The following is a 20,705-nucleotide window of genomic DNA, read 5'->3' as shown; positions in this document are numbered from 1 at the left end:
TGTCTCAGTGCGTGGTATAGCTCGACCAGCTCGTGGTTTTGCATGCTGTAGGTGACCAACTGCTCATGCTACCCAGCTACCATGCTGGATTCACAAGATGAATCCCCTCAGCCGAATCGTGCAACAAAGCCGCGGACGCGGATCAAGCATCTTGCATCGTTTGATCCCACAACCGGGCATACCTCGCAGCTTCCAATTTGCGGTTTTTCAATCGGCTTTTCAAAAGTCGCCGGACGGAGTAGGCATCCCAATCATCAGAGGTTTGGGACAGATTATGGCGCAACAGGCCACCATTTACAAAGTTGAACTCTCGGTCTCGGACATGGATCGTCACTACTATGAAACCCACAAACTCACTGTGGCCAAGCACCCGTCAGAGACAAATGAACGGCTGATGGTGCGCCTTGTCGCCTTTGCGCTGAATGCCCATGAGCATCTGGAAATGACCAAGGGGCTGTCAACGGATGATGAACCGGATATTTGGCAAAAAAGCCTGAGCGGCGAGCTTGATGTCTGGGTGGCTTTGGGGCTGCCAAGCGAGAAGGTGATGCGCCAATCCTGTGGCAAGGCTGGCAAGGTGGTTGTCTATCCATATGGCGGCCGAACCGCCGAGATGTGGTGGGACAAGATCAAAAATAGCACCACCCGGTTTAATAACCTTCATGTGGTGAATTTTCCCGAGGCCGACACAGCTGCATTGGCCAAACTGGCAAGCCGCGCGATGAAGATCCAGATCAATATTCAGGATGGCGATGTGATGGTCAGCGCTGATGACGGCATTGTCTACGTGACCCCGGTAAAATGGAAGGGTGCCGCGTAACTCTCGGTACCGGTTGCAAAGAAGGGTTTGGGATTCTCAAGAATGGCCACCCGCTTAAGTGTTTTTTACGCGGTGGCCCCTTGCACCAGAACTGACCACAGAATGCTAATTCGATTCGCAACGTCTGATGTGGCTTCTTTGGCCGACCCGACACGAAACAGCGACAATCCCATCCAGACCACAAGACGGTTTTGTCTGCGGCGACAACTATGGCCGAAATGCGCCAAAAAAAAGGTTTGCCTCATTTTAGACACATTTCGACCATCACTCGGACGCTAATCACGCGACTTTCCACCGGTTCAACTGACGCAAAGTCGCGCGCTCAGGACATATAATAGCGAGTGACCGTATCATGGCGAATTATCACGTAACTCCTTCCAACTGGAACAATCCAGGTTTCTGGAACGGAGTCACCGCCACCGCCGGCGAGGACACTCTTGATTTCACTGCACTGACCGACAGATTCGACGTCAGCTTTGACGCAAACAGCCAGGATCTGTTTTTGTCCGACGGGACCGCGGCGCTGCGCATCGGCGCAGGCAATGCGGGTGGTGGACGCGACGCTTATCTGGGCGGGCAGACGGGTTGGAGCGCGTTCCGGTTTGTCACCGGATCTGAGGGCGGTGACACCCTGACCGGCGATGCGGGTGCAGACAACTTGGACGGAAATTCCGGGGACGACAGCCTGTTGGGGAATGAAGGCGACGACGTTCTGACCGGCGGTCAGGGCGCGGATACGATGCGTGGCGGATACGGCGCGGATACAATCCTTGGCGACGAAGGCGACGACAGTCTCTTCGGCAACGAAGACGGGGACAGCATCGAGGGTGGTGCTGGCAACGACTCGATCTATGGCGAATACGGCAACGATTACGTCAGTGGCGGCGACGGTGATGATCACCTCGAAGGAAACGAGGGTGATGACACGATCTATGGCGGCGACGGCAATGACTGGATGCGCGGCTCTTACGACAACGATGCGCTTTATGGCGGTGCGGGAGATGATTATCTCTGGGGCGGCTATGGTGATGACACGTTCCACATCGAAAACGGCTTTGGCAACGATACTGTTGACGCGGAAGGTGTCGCGGAAACCAACGGTGACACGCTGGATCTGTCGGCGGTCACCGACGCGTTGCGCGTTGACCTGACCAGCCTCTATCCCGAAGTCGGAACGGTGAGCGATGGCCTCAGCACGCTGGAATTTGACGAAATCGAAAACATCCTGCTTGGGGCTGGTGTCGATACAGTCGTATTGGGCGCTCAGGGCGGCGCGGACGTGGTGCACGGATTTTTCGCCCCGACGGATCTTGGCGGCGGTGTCTTTGCAAGCAACGATCTGCTTGATGTCACCGACATCCGGGATGAAGATGACAACCTGATCGACACCTCTGATATCACGGTGTCTGACACGCAGGGCGATGGCACTGGCGATGCGGTGCTGACCTTTCCGGGGGCAGTCTCGCTTGTTCTGGCCGGTGTGTCTGCCGCGCAGGTTCAGTCCCCGGCGCAATTGGCGGCCTTGGGTATTCCTTTGGCAGAGGGAGCGTCTGACGACCCCGCCGATCCGATTGACCCTGTCGACCCCGTGGATTCTGTCGACCCGACCGACCCCGCCGGACCCACGGCCGAACTGCCGCAGATCGACGGCGCTTTCGAATTCGAGGCCACGGTGCGTTTCGACGACATCGGCGCGGGCGGCAGCCAGAGGGTCTTTGAATTCGGCGGCGCGGGTGAGGACAGCATCACCTTTGGCCAGCTTGGCCCCAGCACAGCCGTCCTGTTCGAGATCGTGCAAGACGGCGCCACCTCTCTGATCGTGGCCGAGGATGCGCTGGTCGAGGGCGAGACGGCCACCTGGACCGTCGGCGTCGACGAGACCGGATTTATGTACATCGAAAAGGACGGCGTTCAGGTCGGCGAAGGCGATGGTGTGGTGCCTGCGGATGTGCCGCGCCTGTCGAACACGCTTGGGGCCTCGTCCAACCCCGATCTCACCCCTCTCATCGGCGAGATTTCCGACGTCAGCATCACTCAGGACGGCTCGGTCTGGGTCGAGGACGGGGGCAGCACAACAGTTGACCCCGCCGATCCAACTGATCCTGACGACCCCGCCGATCCGATTGACCCTGTCGACCCCGTGGATCCTGTCGACCCAACCGAACCGACCGTCCCCGCCGGACCCACGGCCGAACTGCCGCAGATCGACGGCGCTTTCGAATTCGAGGCCACGGTGCGTTTCGACGACATCGGCGCGGGCGGCAGCCAGAGGGTCTTTGAATTCGGCGGCGCGGGTGAGGACAGCATCACCTTTGGCCAGCTCGGCCCCAGCACCGCCGTCCTGTTCGAGATCGTGCATGACGGCGCCACCTCTCTGATCGTGGCCGAGGATGCGCTGGTCGAGGGCGAGACCGCCACCTGGACCGTCGGCGTCGACGAGACCGGATTTATGTATATAGAAAAGGACGGCGTTCAGGTCGGCGAAGGCGATGGTGTGGTGCCTGCGGATGTGCCGCGCCTGTCGAACACGCTTGGGGCCTCGTCCAACCCCGATCTCACCCCTCTCATCGGCGAGATTTCCGACGTCAGCATCACTCAGGACGGCTCGGTCTGGGTCGAAGACAGCGCGGGTACGGCCGACGGGACCGGGACGGACACCGCAGATATTGCCAACTCGGACGCCAGCGACCTCGACTACGAGGTGAACCTGGAGACCGGCACCGACCAGTATGGCAATAATTACGCCGAAATCGAAAACGTCCTCGGTGGGACGGGTGATGACAGCCTGACCGGCAACACCGGAGACAACCTGCTTTCCGGCGGCGGCGGCGATGACACTCTGACGGGTGGCGGCGGCGATGATACCCTGCACGGCGGCGCTGGCGACGATGTCTTTGCGTTGCAGGACGTTGCAGGATCCGTGACGATCAGCGATTTTGGGGCGAACGGGGATGCGGATCAGATTGACCTTACCGCCACAGCGGCATTTGCCAGTGGTGAGGACTTGATGGCTGCGCTGATGCAAGAGGATGGGCACGCAAGCCTGAGCTTTGACATTGGCGACGAGACCCAAAACGTGCTCATCTTCTCAGAGGACGACCTGGAAGCAAGCGATTTCGCCTTTTGACGCATCGGGCGTATTGATCAATGCTGCGTGGTGATCGGGACTGTTCCCAACCTCAAGACCCGGACATTTCGCAACGAGAACCTATAAGTTCAGAAAGGATGCCTGACAAATTTCTCAGTTGCCGTCTGTATGTGTATTGTCCGGGATTACGGAAATTGAGGCGACTCGGAGATCATCATGACACAGGCTTTTCTCACCCAGGTCCAGAACACTCTGCGCGGCATCGAAGCGGAGGGGTTGTGGAAGACCGAGCGACCGCTGACCTCGCCGCAAGGTGCGCAGATCACCGTGGGCGGGCGCGGAATGCTGAACCTTTGTGCCAATAACTACCTCGGGTTGGCAGCGCATCCCCGGCTGATCGCCGCAGCCACAGACGCAATGCAGACGCTGGGCTATGGCATGGCGAGTGTGCGTTTCATCTGCGGCACGCAGGATCTGCACCGCGAGCTAGAGCAAAAGCTGGCGACGTTTCTGGACAAGGACGACAGTATCCTGTTTGCGGCGTGTTTTGATGCCAACGCCGCCGTATTCGAGCCATTGCTGGGACCCGAGGATGCAATTGTTTCGGACAGCCTGAACCATGCGTCGATCATCGACGGCGTGCGTTTGTGCAAGGCGCGGCGCTATCGTTATGCCAATGCGGATATGGATGATCTCGAAACCCAGCTCAGGCAAGCCCGCGCCGACGGTGCACGCCATATCATGATCGCCACCGACGGCGTGTTCAGCATGGATGGCTACCTTGCGCCTTTGCCTGACATCACGGCGTTGGCTGCAAAATATGATGCGCTGACCATGGTCGATGATTGCCACGCCACCGGTTTCATGGGGGCCACCGGCGCTGGCACGCCAGAACATTTCGGGGTGGATGTCGATATTCTGACTGGCACGCTGGGCAAAGCGCTGGGTGGCGCCATCGGCGGCTATATCGCCGGGCCGCAGGTGGTGATTGATCTGCTGCGTCAGCGGGCGCGGCCCTATCTGTTTTCCAACGCCCTGCCCCCCGCTGTGGTCGCCGCCGGGATCGAAGTGCTGAAGCTGGTGGAAGAAGGCGACACCCTGCGTGCGCGGCTGTTCGAAAATGCCACCTATTGGCGGGCCGGCCTGGACAAGCTGGGGTTCGACATCCTGCCGGGAGAGCATCCGATTATCCCGGTGATGACACACGAGGCGCGGCTGGCCCAAGAGATGGCGCGCGGGCTGTTCGATGAGGGAATCTATGTTTCGGGGTTCTTCTTTCCGGTGGTGCCCAAAGGGCGGGCGCGGATCAGGACGCAGATGAATGCGGCCCTGACGCGCGACGATCTGGACACCGCGCTGGCTGCCTTTGGCAAGGTCGGCAAATCCCTGGGGGTGATCTGAGATGCACAACGACATGAAGGCGCTGGTCAAAACCGAACCGCGTGAGGGGCTTTGGATGCAGCGTGCCCCGGTTCCTGAGATCGGCCCGGACGATGTGCTCATCCGCATTAAGAAGACCGGGATCTGCGGCACGGATGTCCATATCTGGAACTGGGATGACTGGGCCCAGCGCACCGTGCCGGTGCCGTTGATCACCGGGCACGAGTTCGCCGGTGAGATCGTCGAACTTGGCCGCAATGTCGAAGGGCTTGAGCTGGGGCAACGCTGCTCTGGCGAGGGGCATCTGATCGGGCGCAACAGCCGTCAGAGTCGCGCCGGAAAATTCCATCTGGACCCGGCGACGCGTGGCATCGGGGTGAATGAACCCGGCGCCTTTGCTGAATATTTGCGCCTGCCCGCGTTCAATGTGGTGCCTTTGCCCGACGCGATTGACGATGACATTGGCGCCATCCTCGACCCGCTGGGCAATGCGGTGCACACGGCGCTGTCATTTGATCTGGTGGGCGAGGATGTGTTGATCACCGGGGCTGGTCCCATTGGCATCATGGCGGCGGCAGTGGTGCGGCATGTCGGGGCGCGGCATGTGGTGATCACCGACGTCAATCAGGCGCGGCTGGATTTGGCCGCGCAAGTCACAGATGTGGTCCCGGTCAACGTCGCCACCCAGGACCTGGCCGAGGTCCGGTCACGGCTCAAGATGAAAGAGGGGTTCGATGTCGGGCTTGAGATGTCGGGCAATCAGCGCGCGCTCGACCAGATGGTCGAGGCGTTGGTGATGGGCGGCCGCATCGCGTTGCTGGGCATCCCACCGGGAAAATCGCCGGTCGATTGGAGTAGGATCGTGTTCAAGGCGATCACGATCAAGGGCGTCTATGGTCGCGAGATTTTCGAGACTTGGTACAAGATGATTGCCATGCTGGAAAACGGTCTGGACGTGCGCGGGGTGATCACGCACCGTTTCCCGGTGGATCAGTTCATCGAGGGCTTTGATGCCATGCGGTCGGGGCAAAGCGGCAAGGTTGTTCTCGACTGGGGCTGAGCGGGTTCAGTCGGGCTGGTCGGCGGTTCCGCGCCGGGCCATGCGCAACTCGGACCCCTCCAACATGCGCACTTCGCGCTGCGGGAAGGGGATCGAAATGCCGTTTTCCTTGAACGCGTCCCAGAGCGCCAGATACACATTACCGCGGATATTGGTCAGTCCGCCCGTGGGGTCGCGAATCCAGAACCGCAGGATGTAATCCACCGAAGAATCGCCAAATCCCACGATATGGCAGACGGCGGCGCGCGAGGTCAGAACGCGGTCCACACTCGACGCGGCGGCAATGGCGATGCGGCGCACTTTGTGCGGGTCGTCGCCGTAGGCGGTACCGAAAAAGATGTCTAGCCGGACAAAATCGTTGGAATGGGACCAGTTGACCACCTGCCCCGTAATCAGATCCTCGTTCGGAATCAGGTATTCCTTGCCATCACGGGTGGTGATTGACACATAGCGCGCACCAAGTGCGTTGATCCAGCCAAAGGTTTCCCCGAGCGAGATGACATCGCCCGGCTTGATCGACTTGTCGAGCAGGATGATGATGCCGGATACAAGGTTCGACACCACCTTTTGCAGACCAAAGCCAAGGCCGACACCGATGGCCCCTGACAACACGGCAAGGCCGGTCAAATCCACCCCGGCCAGCTTGAGCCCGATAAACAGCGCAGACCCATATAGCGTGACCTGAAGGAATTTGACCGCCAGCACCTGCATCGACGGTGATATTTCTTCGTTGCTGCGGATGCGCGCGGTGCTGGTCACGGCGAGGAAACGCGCCAGGGCGATCAGCAGACCCAGCGTGATCGCCGCCTGAATAATCAGCCACAGCGACAGCCGCATGTCGCCAATGGATATTGCCGCGCCGTCCAGCACCTGCTGCGTTTCTTCGGTCAGCCCCAGAATGTGCAGCGTGACCCAGGCCCATGCGCCATAGCGCACCAGCGGGCGCAACATGGAATTGCCGATCAGTCGGGTGACAAAGGCGATAGCCAGCCAGGCCGTTGTCAGATTGGCAACCACCACGATCAGGTAAGATCGCGACGGCCACGTCACTTCGCGCATGACGATGGCGACGATCCAGATCAACACAACAAACAGAATGGTCCGCAGCCAGCGATGCGCCAGCACCAGAATGCGCATCCGCCACTTGGGCCAGCCTTCGCGCGTGCGCATCCAGTCATTCAGCGGTTGCCGCAGCATCCGCGTCAGCCCGGTGGCCACCAGAAACACCAGCAGGGCAATCACGATTTGATAGGCGTTCCACGGACGCATCAGCCCGCTGACGAAGACTTCGGCCCGCGCCAAAAGCGTCAGGACGATCCGCTGGATCATCTCGAATATCGCCTCGGGGGGCGCGTCAGAGTTCATCGCTCACCTTGTCTGCCATGGTCTGACAGATTTACATTCCCGGAGCCGGCAGACAAGGCCTGTGCAGAGCCACGCCGTTTTGCCGACAGACGCCGCTCTTGATAGACTCGGGGCAAACGGGTATCTGCGCTGCATGATACCGGTATTTGACCTCGATGACCGCGCCCGCCTGCGTGAACGCTTTTTCGGCGCGACGCATACCGTGCTGGCCCGACTATAAGGCACTGCGCACCGCAGGCATGGCCGTGGTGCGCCCATTCGCATGACCACCCAATAGTTGAACCATCAGAAAAGGGAGAGGACGCATGTCCCCCAAAACGCTCTATGACAAGATCTGGGACGCCCATGTCGCTGACGAAGCCGAAGACGGCACCTGCCTGTTGTATATCGACCGCCACCTTGTCCACGAGGTGACATCCCCGCAGGCGTTCGAAGGTCTGCGCATGACCGGTCGCACCGTCCGCGCACCGGACAAGACAATTGCCGTACCGGATCACAACGTGCCGACCACGCTGGACCGCGCCGATGCCAGCACCATGACCGAAGATAGCCGGATTCAAGTCGAGGCGCTGGACAAGAATGCCAAGGATTTCGGAATTCACTACTACCCGGTGTCCGACGTCCGTCAGGGTATTGTTCACATCGTCGGCCCGGAACAGGGCTGGACCCTGCCCGGCATGACCGTGGTCTGTGGCGACAGCCACACCGCGACCCACGGCGCATTCGGCAGCCTTGCCCATGGCATCGGTACATCCGAAGTTGAACACGTCCTTGCCACCCAGACGCTGATCCAGCGCAAGGGCAAGAACATGAAGGTCGAAATCACCGGCAAGCTGTCCCCCGGCGTCACAGCCAAGGACATCACCCTGTCCGTCATCGGCAAAACAGGCACCGCCGGCGGCACCGGCTATGTCATCGAATATTGCGGCGAAGCGATCCGCGATCTGTCGATGGAAGGCCGCATGACCGTCTGCAACATGGCGATCGAAGGCGGCGCGCGCGCCGGCCTCATCGCGCCGGACGAAAAGACCTTTGCCTATGTCATGGGCCGCCCCCACGCGCCGAAAGGTGCGCAATGGGAGGCCGCGATGAATTGGTGGAAGACGCTTTATTCCGACGATGACGCCCATTGGGACAAGGTCGTGACCATCAAGGGCGAAGACATCGCACCCGTCGTCACCTGGGGCACCTCACCCGAGGATGTGCTGCCGATCACGGCCGATGTGCCCGCCGCCGCCAGCTTTACCGGTGGCAAGGTCGAAGCCGCGCAGCGGTCGCTGGACTACATGGGGCTGACCGCCGGGACGCCACTGTCCGAGATCAAGATCGACACGGTCTTTATCGGCTCCTGCACCAACGGGCGGATCGAGGATCTGCGCGCCGCCGCCGCCATCCTCAAGGGGAAAAAGGTCAAGGACGGCATGCGTGCCATGGTCGTCCCGGGTTCCGGCCTCGTCCGTGCCCAGGCCGAAGAGGAAGGCCTCGCCGATATCTTTATCGAGGCGGGTTTTGAATGGCGCATGGCGGGCTGTTCCATGTGCCTTGCTATGAATCCCGACCAGTTGTCTCCGGGCGAACGTTGCGCGGCGACGTCCAACCGCAACTTCGAGGGCCGCCAGGGCCGGGGTGGTCGAACCCACCTGATGTCGCCTGCAATGGCGGCTGCGGCGGCAGTGACCGGGCATCTTACGGATGTCCGCGACCTGATGTGAACGGTGCGGCGGGTTAAACCCCGCCCTACCGCAACCCGCAGGGCGGGGTTTAACCCCGCCATCCGTTCCAAGGAGACTCTAAATGGAAAAATTCGACAAACTCACCGGCATCGCCGCGCCGCTTGACCTGATCAACGTCGATACCGACATGATCATCCCCAAGCAGTTTCTAAAGACGATCAAACGCTCGGGTCTGGGCGTGAATCTGTTCGATGAGATGCGCTATGATGACGACCGCAACGAGATCCCGGATTTCGTGCTGAACAAACCGCAGTACCGTGAAGCACAGATCATCGTGGCTGGCGAAAACTTTGGCTGCGGATCCAGCCGCGAACACGCCCCGTGGGCAATCAAGGATTTCGGTATTTCCTGCGTTATCGCGCCGAGCTTTGCTGACATCTTTTACAACAACTGCTTCAAGAACGGCATCCTGCCCATCGCCCTGCCGCAAGAGCAGATAGACGTGCTGATGAAGGACGCGGAAAAGGGTGCCAATGCCCGGATGGAAATCAACCTCGAGTCGCAGACCATCACCACGTCCGATGGTGAAGTTTTCACCTTTGACGTCGATACGTTCAAGAAGCATTGCCTGATGAATGGCCTCGACGATATCGGCCTTACCATGGAAAAGGTCACCGCGATCGACACGTTCGAAACCGCAGCAGCCCAGTCCCGCCCCTGGGTCTGACCTGCCTGGCGGCACCGTACCCTTGATGGCACGGTGCCGCGCAATATTCCGTCAAAATCACGTTGTTTACGTATTTGGCGTGGCAATAGTGGCCAATTCGCCAGCGCCACCAGATGTTGTGACACCCCATAGCTTCGCCAGATTCCTGCCCCGAACTTGATGCATTCCCGCACCACGTGTTCCCTCTTGTGGCCTCAAACCTTGGCGATTGTTTCCCTGATGCTTGAGGCAGTTGGCAAAAGAAGGCACAAATTGGGCAAGAATGAGGCAGTCCGCCACAATTGGCGGGATCAGATTGGAACAAGGTCACGGCATCGCATCGTGTCCGTCCGATTTACAAGGGCAGTACAGTGATGAAACGCATTATCGGCGCAGGCGGCCGCGCCTTCCTTGTGGCAGTGTTGATTGCACTGCCCGCGCTGATGTTGCACGATGGATCTACTGACCGGACCCAGATGATCGCCCTGCTGGCGCTGATTGCTGCGATCCTGACCTTTTCCGAATATGTCAGCGCCTATCCCAGTTTCCTTGAATTTCGCGACGCCGGGCCATTCAACCGGCTGCGCTTTGCGGCGCTGTTTGCGACGGTCTTTGCGCTGACCATGATCAGCCGCGGTCAGATTCAGCCAACAGCGGTCAGTACCGCGCTTGGCAATCTCGGCGGGCAAGTTGGTCAGGCGATGGATTTCCCGTTTTCACCGGTGCGGCTTATGGTGTTGCTGGTGCCTTCTGACGCACCACAGAGCGCGCTGTCGCAGGTGCGCACCCACGCCGGGCTGGCCTATCTCATGTCGCTGCTGACCATGCTGGTTTTTGTCGCCATCGTGCGGCTGCTGAACTGGCCGATCCGCCGTGGTTCGTTTAATTTCTGGGTCAACTTACCGCTGTTCGACCCCACTGCCGGGGGCGATGTGCTGCGACGGCTCAAACGGGATGCGCATGTTAACGTCGCATTAGGGTTTTTGCTGCCATTCCTGATCCCGGCAGCAATGTCGGTGGTGTCCCAACTGATGGAGCCGGTGTCGCTGTCCGACCCGCAGACCCTGATATGGACGATGAGTGCATGGGCCTTTCTGCCCGCTGGATTGATGATGCGCGGTGTGGCCCTGATGCGCATCGCCGACCTGATCGAGGAAAAGCGCCGCCGCGCCTACGCGCAGGCGGATTTACAGATCGCCTGATCCAACGATCGGCGGCCGTTTTGATCTGCGCGCTGTTGATCCCCACATTGTCAGGACCTTTGTATGCCGAAACGATCCGGGTCGCGACTTGGCACGCGCCACTCAGCCGCAAGGGTCCGGGGCTGTTGCTGCGTGACATCCTGCGCGGCGAGGATACAGAGATAGCCGCTGTCACTGAGGGCATTGATACGCTGGACCCGGACATTCTGCTGCTCACCAACATCGACTATGACTTTGATCTGATCGCACTGAACGCGCTGCGCAACGCGATGCCGGACGGGGCGAACCGATATCCCTACCTCTGGGCGCGCAAACCAAATACCGGCATGCCGACCGGCCTGGATCTAGATGGTGACGGGCGGCTGGGGGGGCCGCGCGACGCGCAGGGCTTTGGCTATTTCGCGGGTCAGGGTGGTATGGCGCTGATGAGCCGTTTTCCAGTCGGTATGGATCAAGTGATCGATTTCAGTGACCTGCTGTGGCGCGATCTGCCGGGCAACCTGATGTCGCCTGACGATACCGGATATGACGTCCAGCGCCTGTCCTCTTCGGCGCATTGGGATGTGCCGCTGCATCTGCCGGGGGACCGGATGCTGCACTTGCTGGCATTTTATGCCACGCCGCCAGTCTTTGACGGGCCCGAGGATCGAAACGGGCGACGCAACCACGACGAGGTGGCGTTCTGGCGCCGCTATCTGGACGGTGCGATTGGCGGGGCGCCGCCGACGTCCGAATTTGTGGTGATCGGTGACGCGAACCTGGATTCCCAGCGCGGCGACGGCCTGCACGCGGCCATGATTGCCCTGCTCGCCGACTCGCGCCTGACAGATCCCGTACCTGGCAGCGATTCGGTGCATTGGCCCCCGCCCGGACCAGGAACCATGCGGGTCAGCTATGTTTTGCCCTCGGCCGACCTTGGGGTTGCAGGGGCCGGCCACGGACCAGCCGTCGGACCACACAGACCGGTCTGGGTCGATCTGACGATTGCCCCATGATGGATCGAATCGCGATTCTTTTGGCAGGGCGCATACCTACGGGGCGGGCTTCGAATCTTGACGCCCGCGGCGCAGGTCGGTAGGCGAGACTGAGCATTTGTGACCAAAGGACACGCCCATCATGAGCAACCCCTCGCTTCTTATTCTCCCCGGTGACGGGATCGGCCCCGAAGTCATGGCCGAGGTGCGCAAGATCATCGACTGGTACGGTACCAAACGCGATCTGGCCTTTGATGTGAGCGAGGATCTTGTCGGCGGCTGCGCCTATGACAAGCACGGCACGCCGCTGCACGATGACACCATGGCCCGCGCGCAAGAGGTGGATGCCGTTCTGCTGGGTGCCGTGGGTGGCCCGAAATACGACTCCCTGGATTTCTCCGTTAAACCCGAGCGCGGCCTGCTGCGCCTGCGCAAGGAAATGGATCTGTATGCCAACCTGCGCCCGGCGCAGTGCTTTGACGCGCTGGCGGATTTTTCGTCGCTGAAAAAGAACGTCGTTGCCGGTCTCGACATCATGATCATCCGCGAACTGACCAGCGGCGTCTATTTCGGCGAACCGCGCGGCATCTTCAAGGAAGGCAACGAACGCGTCGGCATCAACACCCAGCGCTACACCGAGAGCGAGATCGAGCGTGTCGCGCGCTCTGGCTTTGAGATGGCGCGCAAGCGCGGCAACAAGCTGTGCTCGATGGAAAAGGCGAATGTGATGGAATCCGGCGTGCTGTGGCGCGAAGTGGTTCAGCGCATCGGCGACACCGAATACCCGGATGTCGAACTGTCGCACATGTACGCCGATGCCGGCGCCATGCAGCTGACCCGCTGGCCCAAGCAGTTTGACGTGATCGTCACCGACAACCTCTTTGGCGACCTGCTGTCGGATCTCGCGGCGATGCTGACCGGTTCGCTGGGCATGTTGCCCTCTGCCAGCCTTGGCGCGCCGATGGCCAATGGCCGCCCCAAAGCACTGTACGAGCCGGTACACGGTTCGGCCCCCGACATTGCCGGTCAGGGCAAGGCAAACCCGATTGCCTGTATCCTGTCGTTCGCGATGGCGCTGCGCTACAGCTTTGACAAGGGTGATGAGGCGACACGTCTGGAAAAGGCCGTCGAATCTGTGCTGGCCGATGGTTACCGCACTGCCGATCTGCTGGGTGAAGAGGGGCGCAGCCCGGTGTCGACCAGCCAGATGGGCGATGCCGTCGTCGCAGCACTGGACGCCAGTCTTAGCTGATCGTCCGACGGACGTTGAATCCGAAAGCCCCCGGAACTATAATCCGGGGGCCTTTGCGTTTCCGGCTACGGTGCAAGCCTGCGACTCTAGGTCTTTGATCTTGATCCCAATGCGGACGCGTGATTAGCAAGAAGATGTTAGCGAAAACATGGGAAGCTAGGTATGGGACCGAACGCAAAAGGCGCCTTGCTCGCGCTCCTGTCCTTTGGACTTTATGCCACGCATGATGTGATCGTCAAAGCGTTGGGCGTCTACTACAGCCCCTTCCAGATCGTGTTTTTCAGCGTTCTGTTCAGCTTTCCCCTGGTTGTGGTCATGCTGATCCGCGATTCAGAACCCGGCCACTTGCGCCCTGTGCATCCCTGGTGGACCGGATTGCGGACAGCCGCCGCGATGATCACAGCCGCGTCGGCGTTCTACGCCTTCACCACCCTGCCACTGGCCGAGGTGTATGCGATCATCTTTGCCGCGCCGCTGCTGATCACCATCCTGTCGATCCCAATTCTGGGCGAACGTGTCCGCCTGCGCCGCTGGATGGCGGTAATTGTCGGCCTGTGTGGTGTTATCGTCGTGCTGCGCCCCGGTGCCACGCAGTTTGAGCTTGGCCATCTGGCCGCGCTGTTTGCCGCCTGTGGCTCGGCTCTGGCCTCGATTATTGTGCGCAAGATCGGCAACGAAGAGCGCCCGGTGGTGCTGGTGCTGTATCCGATGCTGACTAACTTTATCGTGATGGGCGCGCTGACCGCTGTTGTCTACGTACCGATGCCGATTGAACATCTGGCCCTGAACGCCGGCATGGCCGTGCTGGGCTTCGCCGCGTCGATGATCATAATCTATGCCTACAAGGCCGCCGAGGCCGTGATCGTGGCACCGATGCAGTATTCCCAGATCCTTTGGGCCACAGTGTTTGGCGCAATGTTCTTTGACGAATGGCCCGACACTGTGACCCTGATTGGCGCGTCGATCATCATCGCCAGCGGCGTCTATATCGTGCTGCGCGAAGGGAACGCCGATACATCAGAGAACACCCCGGTGCTCAAGAGCCGCAGCAGGTTCGAAACCGCGACAATGCCCCGGGTCAGCAGTTTGCTGCGATTGCGCACGAGCCGTGGCGTGGATCGACACTGACCCCTTGCCAAACCTCGCGCGACGGGCTATCCCGCCCGCCACGGTCGGAGTGTAGCGCAGCCTGGTAGCGCACCTGCTTCGGGAGCAGGGGGTCGGAGGTTCGAATCCTCTCACTCCGACCAATATTAGATTCCTTTCCCGATTCCAGAGATGCCGGACCTTTCGGGCGTCAAAGCGGCAGCGCAAGGCTATGGTTTTGAGCGGCTACGCTATTGCGCGACGTTCAACCACAGCGCGGGTCAGCTAAGCGGGTGATGTTGTCATCTGCGATGCGAGCGCATCTGACCCATGGTACCAACAATCAACGCACTTTGCTTTTGCCCTACTCACGAGGCAAGCCCGGCCCCGCAGCGACGTGGAGCGATTAATTCGAGATATGCGCCCCTCGCACACCGCTTAAAGCAGCAAAAGAAAAGGGTGGTCGATCCGGTTTTGCCGGTACAACCCTTCGCGGATACGATCCCGGGCGACGTCTATCCTGAGATACCGCACCAGCCGCTCCGCGACCTGTTCCGGTGCGCCAAAATCGCGGGCCAGCTTTCTGGTCATAAAGCGCAGCTTGTAGCCCTCAATCGCCACCTCGGCCAGTTTGATCCATGGGATGGTCAGCAAGGTGGCAAGAAAGTCTGCCTCTAGCTCGGTCAGGCTGGTCAGCGCGAACGCAGCGTCAAGTTCAGTGTCCTGCGGTATTGCACCGCCAGGATGCGCCAACCGGTGTGGTGGCAGATATCCTGCTTCGGCGTTCCTGATGTCTTCCGCATGAAGCCGGTGATGAGCGTATTCATGCAGCAGGACGTGGTTCCCAAGCGACCGGGGCGTGGCGACGCAACCCGCCACAAAACTTTCCTGAGCAAAAATCGTATGGCCGCGGCTGCCACCCGCAATGACGACATCCGAATCTGGCGCAAAGAGCGGCATGTTTGCGCATACTTCGAAAGTAAGATCCTCGCTCCTTTCTGCTTCGGCCTTCAGAAATGCAACGGCAGACAATGGCTCTTCGTTCTGAATATAAAGTTGGCGAATGTCTTCGGACAACAAGACCAGGCTGGCAAAGCGGGCAGGACTCAGGCTGGGCAGCGGCGCGCGGGGCTGTAACGGTTCCGGTGCAATCTTACCCGCAGCATCATCGACATTGGCAACAGCATCCTTTGGCTGATATTTTGGTATCGAGGCCAGGCGCGCAATGTCATCAGCGACAATACGATTTATTTTGGCTTTGGCGGCATCCGACAAAGCATCACCATGCCGTGCCAGCAGCGCCATCAACCGGTCATCGCCCAGAAACTTGCGGTGATAGGTGTACCTCTGGTTCGCCTCATTGGCGGCATCACTCAGATTCAAATGCGGTTGCGATCCTTTGGAAATGCCCAGAACCTGCGAATACTGTGATACCAAATCTTCGTCGCACAGCGCCCGCTGGTTTTCACAGGCTTCAATATCCTCCACACCCATCCGCATGAGCCGGGCGAATTCGTCAACAGTCAGGCCCAGCTGATCCCGATGATCCCGAGCAAGTTTTCCGAATTTTGACAACATATGCACCACACCTTTGTGACCAAGGGCGCTTACCCGCCCAACTCCATTCAGGATGCTTGGCTCAGCCGGTCGAAGTTCAGCGACCGCCTGCCCAACAAGTCTCCCCAGACGATTCTGATGTTAGGAGGGTACGAAACAGCTGACAACGGTTTCTCGTGTTCAGGCTATGCCGTATCGCTCATATGACCGCTTGCTGGCATCGCAGGCAAACCGATCAACCCGGCACCGGATTCGCAACATGCAACCGAATTGACCCGCAAGGCAGCGGTAACATTCCGCAGCATAGGCCGTGGGAGGTAGGGCATAAGCAATCCCTTGCCGTCAGCCCGGACAACGCAGATTCACCCGCCATGCATCGAAATCACCTGATTCTGCACAGTTATGGCCTGAAACAGCGGCGTTGCAGTCCGATCTTACATTGGGCACCGAATTTGGGTTGACCCGACGGAATTACGTATTTCGCCAATAAGTTGAAATTAAATTACCCAATACGCCTGCGAATCTACCCTATAATATCGAATCGCCTCCAATAATTGGGATCGAGATAAAACGCCCAGAGGATGAGAGCATACATTTAACGTCACCCCTAAGGTTGCATTCATCTTTTTTTGGAGATTCTGGCGCGAAAAAAAGAATCTAGAAACAATGATCTATTCTTGCGGGTATTCTGTCAAAATATGACGTTATCGCCACAAATCGAGCCTGCCTCATTAAAAAATACAATTTTATCAATAAGATAAAAAGTTACGTTCCGTTAGAGTTGTGTCAAAACTGGATAAAATTTTTCTCCAAACTGCCTCAGTTCAGCCCTGATCTACTGGGCATATCGGCATCGTTGAAACCTATTGGAGCAAATGAAATGACAACTGATATCTCGAACCTGAACAACATCCCCGGCTTTATTGGCGCTTGCCTCGTAGACAGCGAATCCGGCCTGATGCTGGCGTCCGAAGCGGGCACTGGCAAACTGGATCTCGAAGCCGCCGGTGCAGCAAACACCGAAGTGGTACGTGCCAAGAACGCCGCGATGAAGGCCCTGGGCCTGAAAGACTCGATCGAAGACATCCTGATCACCCTCGGCCAGCAGTATCACCTGATCCGCCCGCTTTCGACCAACAGTGCCATCTTCCTCTATGTTGCTCTGGACAAGAAGCAGGCGAACCTTGGTATGGCGCGTTTGAACGTGAAGCAGTGCGAAGCGACCCTCGAAGTCTGAGCCTGCTGAGACTGATCAACCTTCGGACCGATGAGGTGTGATCTGAAACTGCCGGAGGTTGCGAAGCGGCGCCAAAAATTGCCGCCGCCTCGCAACACCCCGCGCACTCGAACCAAACTAGTTTGCGAGTAACAATATGTTCTCTGAAGACGAATCTTTTGCGTTGTTTGGGAAGGGCGGCTTTGCCCAATTGGAAGAATTTTGGCAACGCCTTCAGCGTGTCGAAAGAGCGACCGAGGCACTGGCCGAAAGTTCGCTTCCGTTTGTACAGGAAGCGGTTGAAAACATTTCCGAAAAGATCGTTTCCTTTGAACCGGCGGTCAGCGTGATCGGCCAGGTCAAGGCTGGCAAGAGCACATTGTTGAATGCTTTGATCGGTCAGACCGAGTTGCTGCCCTCGGACGTCAATCCCTGGACCTCGGTCATCACCGCGATCCACCTGAATTCCCGTCGCCGCCCGCCAAAGACCAGCGCATTGTTCCGTTTCTTCGATGAAATGGAATGGGATCGCTTGGTGACCACCGGCGGTCGACTTGGTGAAATGGCCAACCGCGCCGGATTTGAAACCGAAGCGGTCGCCGTCAAGAACCAGGTCATGGAGATGCGCCAGACCACGGAACAGCGTCTTGGTGACAAATTTCACGACCTTCTTGGGGCGAGCCACGCGTTCGAAACCATAGAAAAGGACGTCATCGACCGCTATATCTGCTATGGTGATCCCGACGATTCGGACACGCCAGACGAAGGTGTCTATGCCGACATCACCAAACTGGCAGACCTTTATATCGACATTCCGACCTATCCGACGGGCCTGTGTTTCCGCGATACACCCGGCGTGAACGACACCTTCATGATGCGCGAACAGATCACGCTGAATGCGATCAGCGACAGCCGCGTCTGCGTTGTTGTGCTGTCAGCCCATCAGGCGCTGTCGACGATGGACATGGCGCTGATGCGCATCATCTGCAACGTGCAGGCCCGCGAAGTCCTGATTTTTGTCAACCGGATCGACACCCTGGTGGACCCGCGCGGCGATTCAATCAAGATTTACGAAAGCATCAAGAATACGCTGGCCAAGAACGGCGTCGCCGAGGGCGTAAAGATCATTTTCGGCTCAGGCTATTGGGCCAACTGCGCCCTTGGCAACACGTGCGACAAGATGATGCCCGCCAGCCGCGCCGCTCTTTTGCATTGGGCCGAAAAATCCGACAGCGATCTCCAAGATCCTCAGGATTTTCGCCAGATTGCCTTTGATGCGTCCGGTGTTGGCGAATTGCACCGTGCCATTGCCACCCGCATCGTCGAAGGCCCCGGCCATCTGCTGATCGAAGACGTGTCGGCGGAAATCGACAATATCTCGCAAATGATCAGCACAGTGTCGAATATTGCCGACCAGCAGATCGATCAGGAGCGTATCGACAATCTGAACCTGCCCGCGCTCAGAAAACGCCTGGATGATATCGCCACCGAAACGCTGGAACGCTATGACCAGCAGATCAGCGATTTGCGCAAGGTCATCGAGGAACGGCTGCTGCGCTCGCGCGAGACCTTTGTTGCTTCGGCGATCGAGGCGCTGGAATCTCATCTCGCGACGTATGGCGAATTTGACACCTGGTCCTACGAATCCGTCAGCCTGCGGATGATGATGCGGACAGCGTTTCTTTCGACCTGTGGCACCGTCAGAAAGCATACCAAATCTGCCCACAGCCGCGCGCTGGAAGAATACGATCTCTTGCTCGAAGACAACTTCGGCATCGAAGATCATGGCACCGATATGGAAGCTCCTGTCATTGCCGGCGCCAATCCGCCGACCACGCTTGCCCAGACCCTTTCGCTAGATTTGCAACCGACCTGGTGGCGCCGGTTCTGGCGGTTTGGCAAGCGCAAGCTCCATGCCAAACGGTATGAGGACGTCATCCGCGCCGAAACCACCCCGCTGATTGCCGAGTTGTTGGAGGAACATTTCGATGTTTACGTCCAAACCAATCGGGCTCTGATCAAAAAATTCCTCTCGAACGAAGACCAATTTGTCGAGACCATTCTCGAATGTTTGGGCAGGCAAGATCCTTCAAACTTGCTCTTTGACACCGGACCCCAGCAGGAGAAGGTCGCATGACGGATACAACAAAATCTGAGACTTTGATCGAAAATGCCATTCGGACGCGCCGCCCTCGGATCGTGATTGCGGGTGAATTTAGTGCCGGGAAAACCCGGTTGCTGAATGCGCTGATGGGGCAGAATGTCCTGCCGTCCAATGTCACCTCTACCTCGCTGCCGCCGATGTGGTTGTTGCAGCGCGGCGGATCGCCGATGCGCCTCGATCTGGACGGAGAGTGGCACGCAGTCGACGATATTTCCGAGGTCGAGGTTAGCACGACCAAATATTGCCTGTTGCCTTCAGACGCGCCGATCCTCGAACATTTTGACCTTATCGACACCCCCGGCAATTCGGATCCGAACATTCCACCCGAATCCTGGGAACGGATGATCGCCTATGCCGATCTGGTGATCTGGTGTTCCAATGCCAATCAGGCATGGCGCCAGAGCGAAAAGTCCGTCTGGAATGACATGCCTGATCGGCTGAAACGACACAGCGCCATCGTACTGACCCATGCCGATCAGATCCCCGACGAACGCTCCAGGGGCAAGGTTTTGCGCCGTGTGGAACGTGACGCCAAGGATTTCTTCCATTCGTTCGATTTGCTGTCGGCGCTGGATGCAAATGACATCGCCGGATTTGCCGACCGCCTGATCAGCAACGTGACCGGAATTGCCGATCTTACCGGCGCTTTGGCGCCGGAACAGGATGACCTGCCGAACCTCATCCCCAACGCGGTGACCGCCCCCACGGACATTGCCGCTACCGACGTAAAAACACCGTCTGACGGACAAATCCAGCCACGCCGGATTGTGCCAAAGTCACAGACCTCCAAGCACGCCAGTTTCTGCGACCGTCCTGCAACCAATCGTCCGGGCACTCTTCTTGACCTGGAGAGCAAGGTCGCCTCGGCGATTTCGGGGCCGTTGGACGAAAACAAACTGATCGCGATGCCGATCAAGTCGGACACCGCCATTCTGGCGCTGACTACGGCACCTGCGTCGGCATCCCCTGTCATTCTGGCTGGGCCTGCCCGGCTTGCCTGGAACCGCATCAGCCAAGACACAGACATGACCGACCCCGTCGCGATCCTGGCCAGCGTTGATGCTCTGATCCACGAAATCGACGACCAGGACGGCTTTGGTCACCAATACGACAGTGCGGCAAACGTGCCGCGACAAATCAAGGCCTGAACCACTTTAACCCG

Annotated in this window: 15 protein-coding genes and 1 tRNA gene; 14 read left to right on the top strand and 2 right to left on the bottom strand. The window is 58.8% G+C overall.

Annotated elements, in window-relative coordinates; translation table 11 throughout:
- Window positions 1-274: 274 nt before the first annotated feature.
- The 4 genes from IMCC21224_RS06335 to tdh all read left to right on the top strand — a co-directional run bounded on the left by IMCC21224_RS06335 (window position 275) and on the right by tdh (window position 6,348).
- Window positions 275-820, top strand: a complete 546-nt coding sequence (locus IMCC21224_RS06335) for a YaeQ family protein (RefSeq protein ID WP_047994632.1) — start codon at window positions 275-277, stop codon at window positions 818-820.
- Between the two features lie 352 nt (window positions 821-1,172).
- Window positions 1,173-3,947, top strand: a complete 2,775-nt coding sequence (locus IMCC21224_RS06330; RefSeq protein WP_047994631.1) for a calcium-binding protein — start codon at window positions 1,173-1,175, stop codon at window positions 3,945-3,947.
- A gap of 177 nt (window positions 3,948-4,124) precedes the next feature.
- A complete protein-coding gene (locus tag IMCC21224_RS06325) occupies window positions 4,125-5,309 on the top strand; it encodes a glycine C-acetyltransferase (RefSeq protein ID WP_047994630.1) in 1,185 nt (394 codons plus the stop codon).
- A gap of 1 nt (window position 5,310) precedes the next feature.
- Window positions 5,311-6,348, top strand: coding sequence for an L-threonine 3-dehydrogenase (tdh, locus tag IMCC21224_RS06320; protein WP_047994629.1), 1,038 nt, complete (start codon window positions 5,311-5,313; stop codon window positions 6,346-6,348).
- Between the two features lie 6 nt (window positions 6,349-6,354).
- Here tdh and IMCC21224_RS06315 read toward each other — a convergent pair whose 3' ends face one another.
- Complete coding sequence (locus IMCC21224_RS06315; RefSeq protein WP_047994628.1) at window positions 6,355-7,713, bottom strand: mechanosensitive ion channel family protein; 1,359 nt, start codon at window positions 7,711-7,713, stop codon at window positions 6,355-6,357.
- 305 nt (window positions 7,714-8,018) lie between these two features.
- Between IMCC21224_RS06315 and leuC the strand changes: the two genes are divergently transcribed.
- From leuC to IMCC21224_RS06280, 7 genes are all read left to right on the top strand, one after another.
- Complete coding sequence (gene leuC, locus IMCC21224_RS06310; protein WP_047994627.1) at window positions 8,019-9,425, top strand: 3-isopropylmalate dehydratase large subunit; 1,407 nt, start codon at window positions 8,019-8,021, stop codon at window positions 9,423-9,425.
- An 82-nt stretch (window positions 9,426-9,507) separates the two neighbouring features.
- Window positions 9,508-10,113, top strand: a complete 606-nt coding sequence (gene leuD, locus IMCC21224_RS06305) for a 3-isopropylmalate dehydratase small subunit (RefSeq protein ID WP_047994626.1) — start codon at window positions 9,508-9,510, stop codon at window positions 10,111-10,113.
- A gap of 353 nt (window positions 10,114-10,466) precedes the next feature.
- Complete coding sequence (locus IMCC21224_RS06300; RefSeq protein WP_197089173.1) at window positions 10,467-11,294, top strand: hypothetical protein; 828 nt, start codon at window positions 10,467-10,469, stop codon at window positions 11,292-11,294.
- A gap of 47 nt (window positions 11,295-11,341) precedes the next feature.
- Window positions 11,342-12,289, top strand: coding sequence for an endonuclease/exonuclease/phosphatase family protein (locus IMCC21224_RS06295; protein ID WP_047996916.1), 948 nt, complete (start codon window positions 11,342-11,344; stop codon window positions 12,287-12,289).
- A gap of 121 nt (window positions 12,290-12,410) precedes the next feature.
- Window positions 12,411-13,520 carry a 3-isopropylmalate dehydrogenase gene (gene leuB, locus IMCC21224_RS06290; RefSeq protein ID WP_047994625.1) on the top strand — a complete coding sequence of 370 codons (1,110 nt, stop codon included), beginning with the start codon at window positions 12,411-12,413 and terminating at the stop codon, window positions 13,518-13,520.
- Window positions 13,521-13,682: 162 nt separating this feature from the next.
- Window positions 13,683-14,648 (top strand): DMT family transporter, encoded by a 966-nt coding sequence (locus IMCC21224_RS06285; RefSeq protein ID WP_047994624.1) that lies wholly within the window; start codon window positions 13,683-13,685, stop codon window positions 14,646-14,648.
- 45 nt (window positions 14,649-14,693) lie between these two features.
- A tRNA-Pro gene (locus IMCC21224_RS06280) sits at window positions 14,694-14,770 on the top strand.
- A gap of 274 nt (window positions 14,771-15,044) precedes the next feature.
- Here IMCC21224_RS06280 and IMCC21224_RS06275 read toward each other — a convergent pair.
- Window positions 15,045-16,184, bottom strand: coding sequence for a hypothetical protein (locus tag IMCC21224_RS06275; RefSeq protein WP_047994623.1), 1,140 nt, complete (start codon window positions 16,182-16,184; stop codon window positions 15,045-15,047).
- 859 nt (window positions 16,185-17,043) lie between these two features.
- Here IMCC21224_RS06275 and IMCC21224_RS06265 point away from each other — a divergent pair.
- From IMCC21224_RS06265 to IMCC21224_RS26410, 3 genes are all read left to right on the top strand, one after another.
- Entirely contained in the window at window positions 17,044-17,400 is a 357-nt protein-coding gene (locus IMCC21224_RS06265) for a hypothetical protein (protein ID WP_047994621.1), read from the top strand.
- Between the two features lie 190 nt (window positions 17,401-17,590).
- Window positions 17,591-19,516 carry a dynamin family protein gene (locus IMCC21224_RS06260; protein WP_231582024.1) on the top strand — a complete coding sequence of 642 codons (1,926 nt, stop codon included), beginning with the start codon at window positions 17,591-17,593 and terminating at the stop codon, window positions 19,514-19,516.
- A complete protein-coding gene (locus IMCC21224_RS26410; RefSeq protein ID WP_053078909.1) occupies window positions 19,513-20,691 on the top strand; it encodes a GTPase in 1,179 nt (392 codons plus the stop codon). Before IMCC21224_RS06260 ends, IMCC21224_RS26410 begins: the two co-directional genes overlap by 4 nt.
- Window positions 20,692-20,705: the final 14 nt, after the last annotated feature.

Source organism: Puniceibacterium sp. IMCC21224 (assembly GCF_001038505.1).
In the GTDB taxonomy this organism is placed as follows: Bacteria; Pseudomonadota; Alphaproteobacteria; order Rhodobacterales; family Rhodobacteraceae; genus Puniceibacterium.
Note: the sequence above shows the minus strand (reverse complement) of the source record. Positions and strands in the feature narration are given on the sequence as shown.